The 16170-nt window shown below is 43.7% G+C and carries 22 protein-coding genes; 2 read left to right on the forward strand and 20 right to left on the reverse strand.

The window, feature by feature from the left end:
• The 15 genes from QXV08_RS03635 to QXV08_RS03705 form a co-directional block, all read right to left on the reverse strand.
• Positions 1-508, reverse strand: a 508-nt coding sequence (locus QXV08_RS03635) for a 30S ribosomal protein S3ae (RefSeq protein WP_342821409.1), incomplete at its 3' end; no start/stop codon positions are given.
• 79 nt (positions 509-587) lie between these two features.
• Positions 588-905, reverse strand: a complete 318-nt coding sequence (locus QXV08_RS03640; protein ID WP_342786367.1) for a KEOPS complex subunit Pcc1 — start codon at positions 903-905, stop codon at positions 588-590.
• The gene (locus QXV08_RS03645; protein WP_342786368.1) at positions 890-2035 is read right to left on the reverse strand and encodes a phosphoesterase; all 1146 of its coding nucleotides are present in this window, start codon (positions 2033-2035) and stop codon (positions 890-892) included. Before QXV08_RS03645 ends, QXV08_RS03640 begins: the two co-directional genes overlap by 16 nt.
• Before the next feature lie 241 nt (positions 2036-2276).
• The gene (locus QXV08_RS03650; RefSeq protein WP_342786369.1) at positions 2277-2777 is read right to left on the reverse strand and encodes a 30S ribosomal protein S15; all 501 of its coding nucleotides are present in this window, start codon (positions 2775-2777) and stop codon (positions 2277-2279) included.
• Positions 2778-2886: 109 nt separating this feature from the next.
• On the reverse strand, positions 2887-3453 hold the full coding sequence (gene rdgB / locus QXV08_RS03655; protein WP_342786370.1) for an RdgB/HAM1 family non-canonical purine NTP pyrophosphatase: 567 nt from the start codon (positions 3451-3453) through the stop codon (positions 2887-2889).
• Positions 3443-4120 (reverse strand): Kae1-associated kinase Bud32, encoded by a 678-nt coding sequence (locus tag QXV08_RS03660; protein WP_342786371.1) that lies wholly within the window; start codon positions 4118-4120, stop codon positions 3443-3445. Before QXV08_RS03660 ends, rdgB begins: the two co-directional genes overlap by 11 nt.
• Positions 4111-5178 (reverse strand): KEOPS complex N(6)-L-threonylcarbamoyladenine synthase Kae1, encoded by a 1068-nt coding sequence (gene kae1 / locus QXV08_RS03665; protein ID WP_342786372.1) that lies wholly within the window; start codon positions 5176-5178, stop codon positions 4111-4113. Before kae1 ends, QXV08_RS03660 begins: the two co-directional genes overlap by 10 nt.
• A 58-nt stretch (positions 5179-5236) precedes the next feature.
• Positions 5237-5398 carry a 30S ribosomal protein S27ae gene (locus tag QXV08_RS03670; protein ID WP_014768189.1) on the reverse strand — a complete coding sequence of 54 codons (162 nt, stop codon included), beginning with the start codon at positions 5396-5398 and terminating at the stop codon, positions 5237-5239.
• A complete protein-coding gene (locus tag QXV08_RS03675) occupies positions 5398-5742 on the reverse strand; it encodes a 30S ribosomal protein S24e (protein WP_342786373.1) in 345 nt (114 codons plus the stop codon). Before QXV08_RS03675 ends, QXV08_RS03670 begins: the two co-directional genes overlap by 1 nt.
• Positions 5743-5755: 13 nt before the next feature.
• Positions 5756-6229, reverse strand: a complete 474-nt coding sequence (locus tag QXV08_RS03680) for a DUF359 domain-containing protein (RefSeq protein ID WP_342786374.1) — start codon at positions 6227-6229, stop codon at positions 5756-5758.
• Entirely contained in the window at positions 6222-6428 is a 207-nt protein-coding gene (gene spt4 / locus QXV08_RS03685; protein WP_342786375.1) for a transcription elongation factor subunit Spt4, read from the reverse strand. Before spt4 ends, QXV08_RS03680 begins: the two co-directional genes overlap by 8 nt.
• Positions 6425-6994 carry a DNA-directed RNA polymerase gene (locus tag QXV08_RS03690; RefSeq protein ID WP_342786376.1) on the reverse strand — a complete coding sequence of 190 codons (570 nt, stop codon included), beginning with the start codon at positions 6992-6994 and terminating at the stop codon, positions 6425-6427. The genes spt4 and QXV08_RS03690 overlap by 4 nt, the downstream gene beginning before the upstream one ends.
• An 89-nt stretch (positions 6995-7083) precedes the next feature.
• Positions 7084-7506 carry a PIN domain-containing protein gene (locus QXV08_RS03695; protein WP_342786377.1) on the reverse strand — a complete coding sequence of 141 codons (423 nt, stop codon included), beginning with the start codon at positions 7504-7506 and terminating at the stop codon, positions 7084-7086.
• Positions 7493-8749 carry a translation initiation factor IF-2 subunit gamma gene (locus QXV08_RS03700; RefSeq protein WP_342786378.1) on the reverse strand — a complete coding sequence of 419 codons (1257 nt, stop codon included), beginning with the start codon at positions 8747-8749 and terminating at the stop codon, positions 7493-7495. The genes QXV08_RS03695 and QXV08_RS03700 overlap by 14 nt, the downstream gene beginning before the upstream one ends.
• A gap of 122 nt (positions 8750-8871) precedes the next feature.
• Entirely contained in the window at positions 8872-9528 is a 657-nt protein-coding gene (locus tag QXV08_RS03705) for a 30S ribosomal protein S6e (protein ID WP_342786379.1), read from the reverse strand.
• A gap of 231 nt (positions 9529-9759) precedes the next feature.
• On the opposite strand from QXV08_RS03705, the gene infB reads away from it, so the two are divergent.
• Positions 9760-11589, forward strand: a complete 1830-nt coding sequence (gene infB, locus QXV08_RS03710; RefSeq protein WP_342786380.1) for a translation initiation factor IF-2 — start codon at positions 9760-9762, stop codon at positions 11587-11589.
• Between the two features lie 17 nt (positions 11590-11606).
• Here infB and QXV08_RS03715 read toward each other — a convergent pair whose 3' ends face one another.
• Positions 11607-11792, reverse strand: a complete 186-nt coding sequence (locus QXV08_RS03715; protein WP_014768198.1) for a 50S ribosomal protein L24e — start codon at positions 11790-11792, stop codon at positions 11607-11609.
• A gap of 108 nt (positions 11793-11900) precedes the next feature.
• Between QXV08_RS03715 and QXV08_RS03720 the strand changes: the two genes are divergently transcribed.
• Positions 11901-12161: a 30S ribosomal protein S28e gene (locus QXV08_RS03720; RefSeq protein WP_342786381.1), complete on the forward strand. Its 261-nt coding sequence runs from the start codon at positions 11901-11903 to the stop codon at positions 12159-12161.
• A 122-nt stretch (positions 12162-12283) separates the two neighbouring features.
• Here QXV08_RS03720 and rpl7ae read toward each other — a convergent pair whose 3' ends face one another.
• The 4 genes from rpl7ae to fni form a co-directional block, all read right to left on the reverse strand.
• Positions 12284-12667: a 50S ribosomal protein L7Ae gene (rpl7ae, locus tag QXV08_RS03725; RefSeq protein WP_342786382.1), complete on the reverse strand. Its 384-nt coding sequence runs from the start codon at positions 12665-12667 to the stop codon at positions 12284-12286.
• A gap of 144 nt (positions 12668-12811) precedes the next feature.
• Positions 12812-14581 carry a glutamate--tRNA ligase gene (locus QXV08_RS03730; protein ID WP_342786383.1) on the reverse strand — a complete coding sequence of 590 codons (1770 nt, stop codon included), beginning with the start codon at positions 14579-14581 and terminating at the stop codon, positions 12812-12814.
• Positions 14550-15032, reverse strand: a complete 483-nt coding sequence (locus QXV08_RS03735) for a DUF2118 domain-containing protein (RefSeq protein ID WP_342786384.1) — start codon at positions 15030-15032, stop codon at positions 14550-14552. The genes QXV08_RS03730 and QXV08_RS03735 overlap by 32 nt, the downstream gene beginning before the upstream one ends.
• Positions 15029-16168, reverse strand: coding sequence for a type 2 isopentenyl-diphosphate Delta-isomerase (gene fni, locus QXV08_RS03740; protein WP_342786385.1), 1140 nt, complete (start codon positions 16166-16168; stop codon positions 15029-15031). Before fni ends, QXV08_RS03735 begins: the two co-directional genes overlap by 4 nt.
• Positions 16169-16170 lie beyond the last annotated feature (2 nt).

Here is a 16170-nt window from a genome sequence, read left to right on the forward strand (position 1 = left end):
TCTCATTTGAGATCTTATAGCTCATTATCTCCTGTACTAGTTCATCAAGTGTTAACTCGCCGGCTTTCTTAAAGATATATTCTCTCATCACTCTCCTTATTGCTTTCTTTTGACTAGTATTACACCTGCAGCTTGTTAATGCAACTATTGTTACACGGAGTACGTATCCGTCTTTCGTGGTGATATCGAATATTCCTTGGATCTTACTACTCTTCCTCCTTACGAGGCTCCTCATGTAGTCTCGGGCTAATTCATGCCCCTTGAACCTAGTTAAAGCCTTGTTTCCATCGACGCTGATTACTTGGAAGTATAGTTTTACATGTACCTGCGTTATATCCCCGGTTATATCGTACAGCGTTGTCTCAATTACCCTGCCAATCAACTTCTCCGGGTCATCAGCTGGTGTTGAACCTAGAGTTATACCTCCGAACGAGGTTGGTGCAACTACTTCATACCACTTCTTCATCTTCCACTTATCTTTTACAACAGCTCTGTGCTTGGAAGACATTCCTAACAACCCTGGTAACCGTTTTCACTAGGCGTCCTAGATTAGTAAAGGGATATTTAAATATTCATTATATTAAATACTAATCAACACTATTCATCGAGGTATTACTTTCCATGGAGCCGGATCCCATGGATGAATAGGTCTCTATAGAGTCGATTACTTCAAGTAGTCCCAGTAATTCATCTATTGTGGAGCGTAGTGTTCTCAACGCGTATAACAGGTTGTTTGAAACACATATTTCTATCACATAAGTGTCTTCCTCAAGCACCTCACTGATCCTCATTCTTGGCGCAGGCTTTATGTTATCTGGGTGAAGCGATGCGTAGACAGCGTTAATGTATTGCTTACTACCTTTAACAACTATTTTCCCACAGGGATATGCTACTTGACTACACATAATTGGACCTCATCGCATAGTGTGTATGCTTCCTCGGGTTTAATGCCTACTCTTAAGAGCTCCCTTAACTCGGTTATCTTCTGGCCATTATAGAGTATTGTAACAGGTTTCTTAGCGGGTAAAGCACTTAGGGAATTCAATATATCTATCACTATCCCGGGTCTCTTGAAATACTCCTCTACATCAATATAGGTGTTCTTCTTCGTCAACCACTCTGGTATAATAATGCCCAGCATGCTCGCAGCCTCATCTATGCTTGACTCATAAATAGATAGGATAACAGGTATTACACTCATGTCTAAGCTTATCTCCAGCATATATATGGGTGAATCCCTGTAAAGGCTATTGAATACAAGTAGGCTACCCATTGCCTCACTAAGCTGGATTTCCAGCCCATTAAATACTTCTGATGGAATAATGAAGTCACCGAGTAGTTTATTTGTAAAATCCTCAATGGTCATGCCAAGTGTTTTCGCGATATTATTGAGGAACTCTAATAGCTGGCTGAGCATCTCCTCATCTAGTTTATCAAGATTCCTTATCTGCTCAGGATTTTTCTTGAATATCCTTGAAGCAAGCTCCTGTATTTTCTCCGAGTTACCAGTGAAACCCGGTAGGAACGGTATTAAAGTCCTTTTAATGCTTTCAACTATCCCGAGTCTCTTAATACCCCAGGCCCTCGGAATCGTTGCTTCCTCAAGCCTCCTATCGTTGATGAGTTCCCTGAGGATTTTATCCTCCAGGCCTTTAAACTTCCCCTCTTTAAACACGTAGAGATCCCTGTACAAGGCTGCAATTATTGAGAGGATCTTATCCCACCACTCAATCACATATAAATCATCTAAGAAACTAGCTATGAAGCCGGTTGCCGAGTAGTCTTGTCTATAGCTTATCGATACATGCTGGCTCTGATTCAGCGGTGGTAGATTAATCAGTATAGCTGGTGTATCCCTCTCATCTATGAGGACTTTAGCATCCAGGGTTACCTTGGCTGAAATACCTTGTTCCCTAAGTGTTTTCAACAGTATGCTTGATGCGAGAAGTGAGTCTAGTGAAGTATCCGGTATTATTCTCACACTCTTATATTTGCTTATAATTGAAACCAAATCGGCTTTCCCCAAAATATTCACCAGGTTTTACACACCTATCATCGTAGATAATGTAGCTGGCTAATATTTCATCGCCTCACAACTCATTAAAATCCGTTTTCCACCTGGCCTTAAAAAAGGGATCATTCGATTCCTCCAGCGATCTATATGCTTCATCATGAAGCAACTCTATACATCGCATTGAACTGTTACAACTGAAAAGTCTCGCTCCTTAGTGCAAGGGGAAGCCGGATGAGCTATGCATGTGCAGGGATTAAAGTTGTTATCCTGAGGTGGCGGGACTTTCGGTTTTGAGAACATATATACCCTGTGAAACCAGGAGTTTTGCTTTCTCTGGATCATACTCCCAGTCAGGGGGTAGTTTACCGGTTCTCTTATAGTACTTCACTAGACGATGTATCTTCGACTCTACCTCTATAAGCCCTCTTAAACTATGGGTATCCTTGGGATGCTCCTCGAGGTGTCTTCTGAGGTTGACAGCTTGTTGCATCAGGTGCATAAGGTCCTCTGGTATAGCGATTTTAATGCCGTGTTTCTCAAGGATCTCCGTGAGCTTCCTACCTGTTACTTGTCTTACTAGTGGGATACCATATTGGTCCCTAAGAATTATTCCTATCATTGATGGGGTATACCCTTTCTTCGCTAACTCTACGATCAGCAACTCTATATCACTTGGACTCATATCTAGCTTTAACCATCTCGGTGGCCCAGCCCTCGCCGGCCGGGTTGAATGCGATTGACCCTTATCCCTCCTCTTATTCATAGCTCTGCAACCCCGTTGATGCCATATCCCGGGTTAAACAATATACTATTAAACACCATAATATTTAAGAACAGATTTTAAATGTGACTCCTGTGGTAACTATTTCCTGCTATTCTGCTTTCTCCTTGATTTTTTCAAATACTGCTTTAACGGCTTTAGCTCTATGACTATACTTATTCTTCTCCTCTACATCCATCTCGCCGAAGGTTCTATATGGTTGTTCCCTTGGAGCGAATACCGGGTCGAACCCGAATCCCTTGTTCCCCCGAGGCGCGGTGGTTATGTATCCGCATACTTCTCCTTCTCCCCTTATTATCTCACCATGCATCACGGCGACAGCCACGGATTTAAAGCATGCATCTCTTTCACTGATCCCCTCCATTAGTTTCAATACACCGTTTAATCCAAGCGTCTTGAAGACATAGCTACTGTAGGGTCCTGGAAATCCATTTAGGGCTCTTATGAATAATCCAGCATCCTCAACTAGGACTGGTTTCCTTAAGAGGGAGTATCCTATTAATGCTGCGGTTAACGCTATGTTAGATAAGTCGTCATCCTGTATCTCGATTTTTAATCCCTCGAGAGGGGTGACATCGACCCCGTACTCCCTCGCTATATCCTTTATCTCAAGGTACTTGTGTCTATTACCTGAGAGAAGCAATAGTTTAACCGACATATCTCTCACGCATCACCGATCTCCTTAACTCTCTATCAATGTATCTACCCCGCGTGCTTATCTCCCTTAGTTTATACATGATTTCATCGAAGCTACCGCTGTAATGCTCTCTATAGGCTTTAAAATATGATTCCATAAAGGGTTTTAATAGATGAGGGTAGAGCGAGTAAATGCTCTTCTGGAGTAAATGTATGTCTATAGCATACTCCTCGATATCGGTGCTGTAGCCGGCTAAGCCAAAGTCTATTATGTAGACTCCCCTGCCGGAATATATGATGTTTGCAATAGTGAAGTCCCCGTGATAGATCTTCCTATTATGCATCAACGCGCTCTGCCTTCCTATATCCCGTGCTATTTCTACGAGTTCTCTAGCCTCTACATTGGCTAGCTTCTCGGAGAGTCTCTCGCCCTCGATATACTCCATTACCAATGTTCCTTTCTCAATATCTACTAGTAGAGGGGCTGGCACCTTTAATCCGGCTGCGTAGAGTTCTGCAAGTATCTTTGCCTCATTCCTCGTTCTCGCCTGTATAAATATAGTGTCGTAGACTGGGTGTCTATATGGTTTACTCCTACGTTTCTTGATGACTACTTTTCTACCCAGGAACTCACATATATATATAACGGCTTCAGCCCCCCATAGATTGCTCTCACTACTTAGAGCCATGGATAAGTCTCCTCATCAATCCTGTATCTCTGCTTTACATATGTTTCCTCAGGCTTACTTATCCTACCATATAGGTATAGTAGGAGCCCTGTATAAGCTATCATTACCCCGTTATCACCGGCTACATCGGGTGGGGTACCATAATATTTTACGTTATAGATGGATGTAAGAGTCTCCATCTTCCATCTCAACACCTTGTTTGATGCGACTCCTCCAACTAGTAGGAGCTGTTTCTTATTGGTTAACGCGAGCACTCTTTCTGATACCTCGATAAGCATATTGAAGGCTGTCTCCCTGAGGCTGTTACATATCCTGCCCAGACTTTCCTTACCACCATTTGCTTCCCTCGCTAGTTTCAACGCTGCTGTTAAGAGACCCGAGAAGCTTAGATCGTTGCCTTTAATCGTGTATGGAAGGGGCTGGAACTCCTGGCTCCACTCGGCACATACATCTATAGCGTGCTTCCCATCAACCACATAGGGTGGAGCTATTCCTATTTCCCTGGTGAAGGTGTCAAAGAGGTTCCCTAATGGTATATCTAGCGTCTCCCCCATTACTCTATACTGGCTATTTTTCTGAACAAGTACCATTGTATTGCCCCCCGACACATATACTATGACAGGGTCGTTGAAGCCGCTGAATAATTTACCGATTTCTATGTGGGCAACTGCATGATTCACCGGTGTTAATGGTATGTTGAAGTATTTAGATAGAAACCTGGCTATTGTCACACCAACCCTGAGGCAGGGTCCAATACCAGGTCCTACTGCTGCTGCAACGGTGTCGATGTCTCTCATGGAGACCCCGGCTTTCCTTAATGCCTCCCTGAGTACAGTGGGCGCGTTCTTCATGTGATGCTGTGAGGCTTCCCTAGGGTGGATGCCTCCTTTCTCAGGTTTATATTGACTACTAATATTTGCCAGTATTTCTACACTGCCCCTGGAAAACCTTAGGACTCCGGCTCCGAGTGTGTGGCTGGTTGACTCAATACCCAGTACTGTTACCTCTTTACCCTCTACACTTTCAGGCAGTTTTACAGGAACAGGTATTTTTTGCATGGGCTTCCTCTCAAAAACCAGGGGATAGAGGATCTATAGTCTCTACTGCTTTCTTATCTTATTTTACAAACTCCGTGTAATTGCATTTGCCGCAGTGCCATCTGGGTATTGGTTCCTTGTGAAAAGCCATGAAGGAACCACACTTAGGGCACGTTTTATTCTTCCTCTTTATTGTCCCTGTATTATAGTCTACCTCATATAATTTATGTATATACGGCATTAAGCACCAGCCTCCGTCGCTTGTGTGATTTTCTGTAGAGATTCTTCGTTCCGTTTAATAATGTATTCCGGCTCAAAAAGCTTAACGCGCTCCTCGCTGTCATATATATGGGCTTCCACGAGACTCACACCTAGCCCATACTCCGTTTCAACGTTTCTTATATACACCAGGTTTACATTTTTACCATAGACTTTTGCTAGCTCCAGTCTAAGCAACCCCTTGCTTGGAGTCCCCTCGCCAGGGTGTCCTACACGGAGTTTCAGCTCTATCCTCTTGATTAATGGATTATACCTCTCCTCCACTACCTCGCCACTATATTTACCGAGCGTTATAGTTCTACCCATAGCGTTCTTCACCTTACAGGTTCATAATAACTATGTCCGGTTTTAACCCTTTAAGTATTTTTAAAACTCTTTCCCTAGAGGGGGATGAAATCACAACGCCTACATCTGGTTGCCCATATATGATTTTAAAGCCTCTGACCAGCGTGAAGGGTATGACCAATAAGTCTTCCTCGCCTACTACACATATGCTTCTGGCTCCACCCATTAGCGATGATGTAACGCTGTTTATGCTTATAGTGCCCTGTGGATTAACCACTAATACATCGCATTCTCTTGGCCCTACGTCCACGGTGTGCCTCTTTGTTTTAGCATCGGTTATCCTTACTTCAACCATGTGGTTCCTTGAAACAATATCGCCTACAGCGGCATCAGCTCTTAATCCATATACTAGTCCTCTATCGGGGGATACGTAGAGGTCTCCCTGTGGGATACTTAGAGAAAGCCTGAAGTCAACAGGTAGCTTTAACACTGGTATCGCTTTATTCAAGCTTAATCACGTATTTACCCGGGCTGTTTATCTCGAGTATTTTAGCGATTAAGGATTTCTCCGGGTTAACGACTATAATGATTCCATTCCATTCAAAAGTAAAGTCCTGGGATCCACACACTGGGCATGTTTCAGCGTTTTTAGGTACTAGGGACCTGCATCTCCGGCATGCCTTAAAGGATTTACCTCTACTACTCACTTTGACCCACCCTGCTTACTCACCCACTCTAGCTTCCCTAGGTATGGTTGCCTCATCGTCATATGTATTCTCAACCCTTTACCCGGTAATATACCGATAGTGTATATCTTTGCTCTGAGGATGTCTCCTTTCTCTATTGTTCTATGGGACTCCTCTAATATTATTGCCGAACGTGTATTATCATAGGAAACCTTTTCCTCGGATACCTGGTTGATATGGATGAATCCGTCTAAAACACCTAGGTTTAAATATATGCCTGACTTAGCTACTGTGACTGCTTCGCCTTCAACGACTTCCTTGATGAATGGGCTGAATACTAGGGCGCTCATTTCCACGTCATGGTATGTTGCGCCATCTCCGGGTAGTATCCTCCCGTTTTCATCGACTTTTACATCTATTATGGTTACTATAATCCCTAGCTTATGTTCGCCGCTCTGGGACTCTATTGATGCTATTGTTCCTTCGTACTTGCTCCGTAGTTCTTCAAGTGCCACGTCTTTCACTGGTCTCCCAAATTTCGCCGGCGGTATCCTGATTACATCCTTTACTCTTATCAGTGAATACATGGTTTAATCACCAGTGTTTAAGCATGTGTTGATATTTTTAATTAACTATTATAGGTTTTAAATACTAATTATAATGACGCTGCCTTAAATCAGTAGAATGAGGGAACCCCCTCCACATCTATTCTCCACGACTCCTCACGGAGATATATTTCTGGTAGCCCACGGCTCCTGAGGCGCCTCCTTAACTCTTTATCGTTTGTGGCTACCACGGCGTTGTTTTCGCTGGCGTATCTCAATATAGCGTCATCGACTGTTTCACCGGGGTTTACAGCGTAATCCACTATCTCACAATACCTGTTAACTATTTCAAGTGCTAGCCTAGCCCTCCTACTAATACTGGGTTTCTCCGAGTCCGCTATTCTAACTAGTTCATCGTATACGGGCTTTATCACTATGTACCTCGGCTTCGTGAGAAGCTTCTCCTCTATCTGTTCAAGTACAGGTATGCCGTTAGCCATTATGAGAAGCATGTTTGTATCGAGTAAAACAGTTATCCCCTTATTCTGAGACACCCTCTATTATCCCCCAGCCAGCAAGCCTCCACCTTGCTAGTACACGGCGGCTTATAGCTATCCTGGATCCACTCCATGTTGCAACAGGGTCTGTTAGCTCTATGGTCATTATATCTTTCCTTATAGACTTCACTACGGCTACCCTGTTCGCTGTACCGATTGCAACGGCTATTTTCTCATTCACTTGTATTGGTGGGAGCTTCCCTAGTTCTTTGGTGCCTACTATTCTCTCGAATAACTGGAAACGCACATCCAAGGTCTTCACAACCGGTATATTATTCCCAGGGGTGGTTACTATGGAACCCACTAATTGGTCACCTTTAGTTAGCGAGGGATCTAGCTTGGTCTGTATTGCCACCAGTCCTCCAGGCCTGGCCTCATCCACTATTAAGTTGCCATAGCGTATCTCCTCTATAGTCGTCACTATAGGCTCGTATTTATAGACCTGTGATTTAGCACTCCCTACTTGCGTCTTTATCCCGGGGAGTATCATTATCTCATCTCCTACTCTGAAACGCCCTTGTAGAAGGGAGCCCCCGATTACTCCTCCCTCTATTTTATCATAGGGGGTGCCGGGTTTGTTTACATCAAAGCTTCTCACAACATACATTAATGGAGGCTTCGTGTAGTCTCTCTCCGGTGTTGGAATGATCTCTTGTATAGCTTGAAGCAGTGCATCTATGTTGATGTGGTGTAGGGCGCTGACCGGTATTATTGGCGCGTTCTCGGCTACGGTGCCTTTAACCAGCTTTAAGATCTCGTTGTAGTTCTCTAATGCGCGCTTTTTATCGACGACATCTATTTTGTTCTGAACAATGATGATGTTCCGTAAACCGAGGATGTTCAGCGCCATCAAGTGCTCTACTGTCTGTGGCTGGGGACACGGCTCGTTGGCCGCGATAACTAATATAGCTCCATCCATGATCATTGCCCCACTCAACATGGTCGTCATATATAATTCATGGCCGGGCGCGTCGACGTAGCTAACCCTTCTAAGCAACTTCGACTCAGAGCCATCTGGACAATACTCTTTAATCGTGTATGCGTCAGGTAGCGGTAGCCCATCACAATAGGCGATGTTTCCATCAGCGTATCCTAGTTTAATAGTCATCCCGCGTTCTATCTCTAGGCTGTGCTTTGCTGTCCAGACACCTGTCAATGCTTGGACTAGGGTGGTTTTACCGTGGTCAACGTGTCCAACGACACCTATGTTGACCTCGGGTGGTTTAATATCCCACGGCATGATTACTTATTCACCTTAGCTAGAATAATTTAGTTTAGATTCATTTATAAATCCAAGCCGCTTAATCCTCATGTATGGAGACTGCCATGGTTAAAAATAATTCATGCCTTTAGAGCACTCTTCTATTTTGATTCATACACGATCTTCGTGTTTATTTGAACTATGTCGGGTGCTATAGTATTGCCTCTAACAGTCTTTCTCCTTCGTTCACCATCTTCTTCTGGGTGGAAACCTGGTGGACCCGATAATAACACCTTCTTTTTAACCGGTCCACTTATATCAGGTCTCATTGGGAAACCACTTATGTCGCTACCTCCGGTTATAACTAGTTTAACCCCTTTCAGGCCGATTATTGATCCATCAATATAATCACCTATCTTCAGGCCAATGATAGTTTGTGTTCTCTCATCATTTATCCTTATCTGCCATGCCCTTGCGCGGAAGATCTCGCCCTCTAGCTCGTTCTGTCCTGTTGCATTAATTAATTGCTCCATGCTGACTTTCACAACGTTATCAGGCACGTTGTCATCTATGATTATTCTCCCAGTAAACTTCACCTTATCTCCTGTGTCTGGGCGCCGCATTCTTATAGTGGCTACCCCGTGGACAGCCCCTATTTCATTCGCTGTTTTACTATTTACTTTAAACACCGGTAACTCCAGCTTTTCCTTCACTTTATCTGTGAGCTGTATTTCGGAGTCTCCTTCCACTTTTACTTTAACTACCTTCTCCTTCTTAGGTGCCTCTGGATCATTTACCACTATCTTGAAGTCAGGCATATCTACCACCAGTTGCCCGGTGGGTGTCTGAGGTATATTTTACCCAGTATCCCCTTTTTATACCCAGGGTTTTTTAATGGTCTCTATTAGAGGGGTAGAAGCGGTGTTTATGTTTTCTAGGGTTGGATGGTTGTTAAGTGGGCTGACACCGTAAATTAAGAATTAACCGATATAAGCACGTTAATAGTTTAGAATAACTAGGCTTACTCGCAGGCCACGTATAGTGTTTACATGGTGTTGGAGTTGAGTAGTGATAAGAAAACCTGGATTAGACAACCCATAATAGTTGTACTGGGTCACGTGGATCATGGAAAAACAACACTACTTGATAAGATCAGGGGTACAGCTGTAGCTAAGAAGGAGCCAGGCGAGATAACCCAGCATGTTGGAGCCAGTGTAGTACCTGCAAGTGTCTTAAACAAGATTACTGAGCCTCTAAAGAAGTATTTTCCAAAGCTAGTCATAGAGATACCGGGATTACTCTTCATCGACACACCTGGACATGAATTATTCAGTAATCTTAGGAGAAGAGGGGGTAGTGTAGCCGATATGGCCATACTTGTCGTAGATGTGGTTGAGGGATTTCAGCCTCAAACCATAGAGGCGTTGAATATATTGAAGGAGAAGAGGGTACCATTCATTGTTGCAGCTAATAAAATAGATAGGCTTGAGGGATGGAGAGCCTTTCCAGACACTCCATTCCTTGAGAGCGTTAGGAGGCAAAGCCCTAGAACGATAAGTATTCTAGAGGAGAAGATATACCAGTTAGTCGGCAAGTTATACGAGCATGGGTTTGAGTCGGAGAGATTTGACAGGGTTAAAGACTTCAGGAGAACGGTTGCAATAGTGCCGATATCGGCTAAAACAGGTGAGGGAATACCAGAGTTACTTGCACTAATAGCTGGCCTTGCACAACAGTTCATGAAGAAGAAGCTTGTGACTAGTGAAGACGCTGCTAGGGGGGTAGTATTAGAGGTTAAGGAGGAGCAAGGCCTTGGCACCACTATAGATGTTATAATCTATGATGGAGTGCTAAGCAAAAACGATCTCTTTGTAGTCGCTGGTAAGAGTGGACCAATAGTTACAAGGGTTAGAAGCCTATTGATGCCGAGGCCCCTCCAAGATATGAGGATGCATGAGGGTCGATTCGTACAAGTAGACCTTGTCACAGCTGCTACAGGGGTGAAAATATCTGCTCCAGGACTCGAGGATGCATTAGCTGGCTCACCATTCTATGTAATACCCTCTGAGGATAGGGTCCAGGAATTCACCAGGATAGTTCAAGAGGAGGTATCTCAGATAAGGTTTAAAGGGGAAAGCGATGGCGTTGTATTAAAGGCGGATACTCTTGGAACACTGGAAGCCCTCTTAGAGGCCCTTAGACGCGAGAATATACCGGTTAAACTAGCAGATGTAGGCCATGTAACCAGGAATGACGTCCTAGAAGCCGCCATTGTTAGTAAATCTAAACCTGAGTATGGTGTGATACTGGCTTTCAATGTGAAGATCCTGCCTGAAGCAGAGGAGTTGAGGGCCCGGGAAAACATACCCGTGTTTAAACATAACATAATATACCAGCTACTCGAAGAATACCTTAAATGGTTCAAGGAATTCAAGGAGAGGGAGAGACTGAGGCAGGTAGAGTCTCTAGTAAGGCCAGGTAAGATAAGGATTATACCGGGGGCTATATTTAGGAGAAGTGAGCCCGTTATAGTTGGAGTAGAAGTCCTAGGGGGCAGGATAAGGCCTAATTATCCATTGATGACAGAGGATGGAAGAAGCATCGGCTTAATAATGCAGATACGCGACCGCGATAACGTGTTGAAGGAGGCGCTTGTAGGGCAACAAGTAGCTATAAGTATTAGGGGCAAGGTAATGGTGGGTAGGCACATAGATGAAGGCGATATCTTGTATACTGATATACCAAGTGAACACGTCAAATACTGGCTGACAACGTTTAACAATGAGTTAAGCAATGATGAGAAACTAGTGTTGAAAGAAATAATTAATATAAAGAGGAAGAGCGATCCCCTCTACGGCATGGTGTTTCAGCAAATGTGAAAACAAAATAACCTAGCCTACTTTGTCTGCTGACCATACTTCAACGTCCACTTATACTTCCTAGGATCCCTCTTCATCCTGTAGTTATTAAAGCACTTATTGCTGCAGAACCATAGTATCGTTCCATCGTTCATCACGTACATTAATCCTGTTCCAGGCTCCACGTCTCCACCACAAAACACACATTTAGCCTGCTTCACCAAGGTAAACACCTCTCTTCCAGCCAGTGTCAACACAATGTATTGGTTACAAGGGTTTTAAAATACCTTTCTCTGATATAAAAGCATAGTGTTTAGATCGTGGTGGAGGCCATGAGTGAGAACAATAAAATAGTTTTAAAGTCACCCGATGTGAATGTTGTAGAGGAGATAGGGTTCCCAGCCGAAGTAATACAGATACTTGGTAGGACAGGCGTTACAGGAGAGATAATACAAGTGCGCGTCAAAGTATTAGAGGGTAGGGATAAAGGTAGAATAATAACAAGGAATATAAAGGGACCGGTGAGAATAGGGGACATAGTTATACTAAGGGAGACTGAGAGAGAGGCAAGGAAGCTGTCAAGCAAGAAGTAGATGCCTGAAGCCAGGGTGGCATGCTGTTTTCGTTTTACTAGGTTTTTAGGGTTTTGCAGGTTACATCCTAGGAGGATTCATTATTGTTCATATAAAAAACAATGAAGGAATGATTACCTTTATCAGCCACTCTGGGCCCTTATCTGCTGGACACTCTTAATTATTTCATCGATTAAGTCCTTTGCTCCGCCTACATCTATTACTGCGATAGAGGCAGCGGATACCTCAATACCGGCTGCTTGACCTAGTTTCTGCTTGCTTGGCACGTAGACATATGGTATCTTCTTCTCATCGCATAATAGTGGTAGATGGGCGACTATTTCGGGTGGGTCAACATCTTCAGCTATGACAACCAGCTTAGCCTGTCCTCTTTCAACAGCCTTTGTTGTTTCATTTGTGCCCTTCTTGATTTTCCCACCGGTCTCCCTTACCTTTGATATCGCCTGGTATACTTTATCGGCTAGCTCAGGTGGCACCTCGAACTTTACATAAAACGGTTTAGGCATGTGTTCATCCTCCTCCCTTAACTCGTGGTCGTCTACAAGCTATATAGAATAATACCAGGGCTTTATAAATTACGGGCATTAAATAATTTTTAAACCACTTTTTGATTCGACTTTCCATTCCATGTAACGATGAACCCAGTGGTCTTACTCGTGTGAGAAGACAGCTATTACTTTTCCCTCTTTGATAGCATCTATTCTAATGAACCCGACCCTGTATAATTGCACAATGGAGTCTGGTTTTTCATTAATGATGCGTTTTTCAACTAGGAGCCTGGCTTCCCTGGTCTCTGATCCACTCGGGATCAGGAGGAATAAATCTGCTTTCTCATCGTTGCTAACCCATTGAATTATTGGAGCATTGAGCTTCTTTGCATCTTCCTGTGAAATACTGTGGAGCCTGGCTAGGAATGCTGGCTTACCATCCAATATCGTTGGCTCTGCTATCGTGAAGTTAGCTAGCCCCATGGCTCTAAATGTTTTATGCTCGCTTTGAAGCAGTGTTTTCAAGTCCTTGGATGATATATGGATTACCGAGCCATCCAGTATCCTATACTCGTAGTGCCCTGGCTTTGATGGATGTATTGGTATTTGTGCTTTAAGCTCCTCTTTCACATCCTTTAGTATTACTGGAACCGGTTCTTCAACACCCATATACCTGTTCGCGACTGGATCAACTAGGACCCTATTGATAGCGTAGAGGTTTACCAGGCTTATCTTGGCATCAATGGGTTTAATTCCAACTTCCTTAACTATTTTCCAGATTGTTTCACGGAGAATGCCTCTTCTACGTAGCCCATTAATCGTTCCGAGTCTTGGGTCATCATATGGTGAGATGCCTTGTTCTTTAACTAGCTTTCTCATTTTAGACTTACTCAGTATCACACCCTCTAATGATAAACGTCCAAAATGTATTGTCTCAGGGTATTTCCAGCCCATGTGTTGATATAGGTATTTCTGCTTGACAGTATTCGATATGTGTTCCTTTGCGCGGAGGACATGTGTTACACCCATTAAATAATCGTCGACACCAGCAGCAAAATTGTAAGTTGGCCATACAATGTATTTCTCCCCGGTGACTGGGTGTGGTGTTTTAGATGTATCTATTATACGGAATGCAACCCAGTCCCTTACGCTTGGATCCGGGTGTTGTAAATCGGTTTTCACCCTTAGAACAACCTCTCCCTCACCATAGTGTCCCTCAAGCATTTTATCGAATTTCTCAAGGTTCTCCTCAACCGACGTATTCCTATGGGGGCATGCCTTGCCAGCGTTCCTATATAAGCGGAATTCCTTATCGGGGCAGGTGTCAATATATGCTCCTCCACGGCTTATCAGTTCTCTTGCTACGTTGTAGAATATATTCATCCGGAGGCTCTGTATGTATTCCTTGTCCCATTTTACTCCAAGCCATTTCAACGCGTCCTTTATCATTGTATATGCTTCTGGATAAGGTGATTTTATCCTTGGGTCGGTGTCCTCGAAACGAAGTATCATTACTCCATTATATAATTCAGCATACCAGTAGCTTAATAGTGCAGGCCTAGCGTTTCCAAGGTGGATAGTGTAATCTGGGTTAGGTGCAAACCTGGTTACTACTTTACCTTTCTCGGCATTGGGTAATGGGGGTAGTTCCTTCTCCTTGGCTTCCCTCTTCTCCTCCAGTAGTTCTGGCCAGTTCTCTCTGATTATTTTCAACTGGTCTTCGATGCTTAGCTTGTTTACTTCCTCTATGGTGCCTCTTATCAAGTCGATGAATTCTTTAATTCTACCACGTATCTCCGGGATTTCCCCGATAACCTTTGAAACCACTGCTTTAAAATCGGCTTTACCCTCGTGTTTTACAGCGTTTACCAATGCGTGTTTGAAAGCTGTTTCTCTCACTCTATCTAATAATGATTTCTCCTGGCTGCTCAATCGCCATCACCACTATGATTCTCTCAGGCCTCTCCCAGGTTAAATCGATGACAGCTAGTATAAATCCTTCACAAATAGAATAAATGTTTCTGACCTCGTTTTTCCCGGTGACAATGTATGCTATTAAATCGTTTTTTCTAACGTGCTTCATGCTCCCTATATAAAATACTCTCCTACCCTTTGCTTCCTGCAAGCATAGCTGCGTATTCTCGGAGAAAAATAGCGCTTTAGACGGCTCCCCAGTGTTGAATAATATCGTACTCTTCTTCAAAATGGCTTTCTCTAGGTCTATGTACTTCAGTATCTCCTCGTATGGTATGCCACCATAGTACTTTATACAATTATTCTTCTCAGAGATGCTTGCCCAAGTGTACTCCGAGTTCTTGAGGCAGATTATTCTCTCGGAGTCGACGCCTTCTACGAATAACTGTGGGAAAGAGTATTCACTCACTTCCTTCTCCTCGTGTTGTTAAGGTAGGTATGGGGATCTATTCCCCTTTGAAGCATCGTGTTTACTATTTTCTGTCCGAGGATAATAGGCTTGCTCCGTAATTCCCCAATATTCCTGGCACCGCTGAGGAACATCGCAGTCTTTAACTCGAAGATATAGTTGTCTAGATATACCTCGGCACGCTCTAGCCCGTTGTCAAGTATATTCTTAAGAATGGGTTTAGCTACTCCAACCATATCCGCACCAATCGCTATATTCACAGCCGCCTTAAAGCCATCCCATACACCGCCGCTCGCGATAATGAATGAGTCTTCGGCAACATACCTTGTCTCTATTACTGAGAGCGGTGTTGGTATCCCCCACTCAGATAGCTTCAGCCCGCATTCATAGCGTGATGAGCCGGGTTTATTTCTAAGCATTTCGACGAGAGCCCAGTTTGTACCGCATGCACCGGCTGTATCATATATTTTCACCCCTATATTATGGAATACCCTCACCGTCTCCATGGATAACCCGTTCCCCACCTCCTTGATTATAACGGGTTTACCGAGCGATACAACTAGTTCCTTGACTTTATCCACCACATCTAAGCTGAAACGGGTATCTCCTTCAGGCTGTATTACTTCTTGTGCTGGGTTCAAGTGGATCGCTAGGGCATCCGCATCTATTACTTCAACTAGCCTTATGACCGTATCAGTGTCGATGTCTCTTAAAGTGTTTAAACCTATGTTGCCTATTACCGGTACACTTCTAGCTGTCTCCCTTACGATCCTATAGCTTACTATGACATCCTCGCTGAAGTTGCTTTTAACAATGGCTCTCTGGCTACCGACGCCTATGGCTACACGCTTCTTCTCCGCAAGAGTTGCAAGCATTTTATTTATGCTGACTAGCGATGGATGCCCTCCCGTCATACCTGTTATCATTATAGGGGCTTCTAGCCTGTAGCCTAAAAACACTTGTTTTACATCCACTTCATCGAAGTCTAATCCAGGTAAGGCTTGATGCACAAGTTGTATCTCTCTATATATCTCACTACAATGGTCTTTGAAGTCGACCCTGGGATCCAGTGCTAACCTTATATGGTGTAACTTCCTATTCTGTATCTCGTCCATGCTTAATACAACCTTCCTCAATA

The sequence above is a fragment of the Desulfurococcus sp. genome (assembly GCF_038881575.1).
Taxonomy (GTDB): domain Archaea; phylum Thermoproteota; class Thermoprotei_A; order Sulfolobales; family Desulfurococcaceae; genus Desulfurococcus.